The organism is Caldibacillus sp. 210928-DFI.2.18 (genome assembly GCF_020554505.1).
Classification (GTDB): Bacteria; Bacillota; Bacilli; order Bacillales; family Caldibacillaceae; genus Caldifermentibacillus; species Caldifermentibacillus hisashii.
In genome coordinates this window covers 1-1,530 of record NZ_JAJCHL010000184.1, presented here as the reverse complement: position 1 = coordinate 1,530, position 1,530 = coordinate 1, and the positions used below count along the sequence as shown (strand labels likewise).

Sequence of the window (1,530 nt, the reverse complement as noted above, 5' to 3'; positions counted from 1 at the left end):
CTCAACTTTCGCAGACTGAAATTGGCAAATAAGCCTTGATATAGCTAGGAAGGTTGGATATCCACTGTTCTAGTTGACTTTGAATTAATTTTTTGATTTTCTTGTTGGTCTGTTTTATTACATCTTGAAGAAGCTCGATTAACTGCTGCAATGCGACAGCCCAATCAAGTTCATTTACTTCATCACATAGTTCATAAAACAGACCACCAATTGTTCGTTCATCCGTATTACAACGATTCTGCCAAGAGAGTACAATAAAACGTGTAAATACAATCGTTGTATGGGCAATAAGCGCATCATATGAACGACTTTGGAACTCTTTTTCAAGTTTTAAAAGGGATTTGGTTGTCTTAAAGAAAACCTCGATATCCCAGCGCATTCCGTAGATTCGCACAATTTCTTGTTCGGAGAGCGTGCAATCGGTACTAAGGATGGCAAGCCACTCACTTTTCTTATTTCTATTTTGAATGAATACCACTTTAACGGGTGTCCCGTTAGCCATTGTTGTATGAATTGAACGAAGAACTCCTTTCCCGGATGGAACAGGTACAGCTAAGCGATAAAGTTGCTTTAGTGAAACCATTTTATCGTTTACGTTATAGCGTTGTTTTGTTTCTTTAACCATCCCTATGACATCTAATCCTTGATCGACAATCGCTTTAACAAGTGGTGGCAAGGTAAACCAAGAATCCATAAGAACATAGCTGGCTTCGATTCCACTCGTTAATGCACGCTTAATCATATCAGGAATCTGTTCAGGCTCTGTTTGAAGTGCATTTTGTCTACGTTTATAGCCACATGTGCGTTTATCAATGTGATCAGAAATACCATTGATTTGTGACTTTCTCGAACTGACTAAAGAAAAGTCAATTGGCATAAATGTATGGCCATCTGACCAACCCAAAGTAAGCATACGAAAACCTTTATAAAAGCGCATTTTAAGTGAAGCATGATCAAAACAACGAGCGAGCAATTCGACCTTTTTACTGCGATTTCGATCATAGGAAGAATCATCAATAATGAACACTTTTGGTCGTGTTCGATTCGTAAGACTTGCCACTTTTCGAATGGTAAAAGTGCTCAATAGTAATAAAAAGCGGCGCCAGTTGAACGTTGCTTGGTTTAAAAAACGATAAACAGCGTCCTTAGCTGGAAATTGATCTGCTTTCTTTGAATCCAGTAGGGAAAACCAATTTCTATGTTGAAAAATCAAACAAAAAATAAGTTGAAATAAGTAAGAACAGCTAAAGCCAAACGATTTTTTAATTCCTGCTTGGCGTAGATGCTTATTTATTTCAAGCTCAGAAAAAACAGAGTCAAGTTCTTTTGGTAGTTGATTAAATTGGCTATTTTGGTTTATCATATAGGGGACACCTCTTCTGTATGGTAGTGTTTTTCATCAATTACACTATACCAAAGAACGAGGTGTTTTTTCATGATTATTTAAATTTGTCAACGAATATATTTGATAAACTCTGGTTTCAATAAAACCAATGATTAATGCTTATTTTTTAGGTGCGAAAGTTGAGT

At 36.5% G+C, this 1,530-nt stretch carries 1 protein-coding gene; it reads right to left on the bottom strand.

Annotated elements, in window-relative coordinates; translation table 11 throughout:
* Window position 1 precedes the first annotated feature (1 nt).
* A complete protein-coding gene (locus LIZ98_RS17415; RefSeq protein WP_096549894.1) occupies window positions 2-1,363 on the bottom strand; it encodes an IS4 family transposase in 1,362 nt (453 codons plus the stop codon).
* Window positions 1,364-1,530: the final 167 nt, after the last annotated feature.

Bases quoted from the DNA above. Each gene is read 5' to 3' on its own strand.
- LIZ98_RS17415 (WP_096549894.1), bottom strand. From the start codon at position 1,363: ATGATAAACCAAAATAGCCAATTTAATCAACTACCAAAAGAACTTGAC.